1 protein-coding gene is annotated in these 422 nt (G+C 73.2%); it reads right to left on the bottom strand.

Annotation, left to right across the window (positions count from 1 at the left end):
• Positions 1 to 422 (bottom strand): NADH-quinone oxidoreductase subunit C (locus CCN56_RS39865; protein ID WP_143664816.1); only part of this gene is annotated, 422 nt, incomplete at both ends.

The raw sequence follows: 422 nt of genomic DNA on the forward strand, positions 1-422 counted from the left end.
GAAGTCCTTGCGCAGCGGGTGGCCCTCGAAGTTCTCGGGGAGCAGCAGGGGGACCAGGTGCGGGTGGCCCTCGAAGGCCACGCCGAACATCTCGTGGGTCTCGCGCTCGTGCCAGCCCGCGCCCGCGTACACCCCGATGGCCGTGGGGAGGACCGGAGCCTCGTGCGGGACCGTCGTCCGCAGGAGGAGGCGCTTCGGCGCGCCCTCCCCCAGCGCCACCACGTGCGCGCAGACGCGGAAGCCCGTACCCGGCTCGTCCACCGCGCTCAGCCAGTCGAAGTACGTGCAGCCGAGCTCGTCGCGGGCCGTCGTGAGCGCCGCGACCCAGGAAGCCGGCGGGACGTCGACGGTCAGCAGGTCGTACGCCTGCTCCGCCGTCGCCTCCTCGCCGAAGACCTCCGTCACGGAGTCGGGGAGGGAGT

It is taken from the genome of Streptomyces sp. NRRL B-24572, from assembly GCF_002156145.1.
In the GTDB taxonomy this organism is placed as follows: Bacteria; Actinomycetota; Actinomycetes; order Streptomycetales; family Streptomycetaceae; genus Streptomyces; species Streptomyces vietnamensis.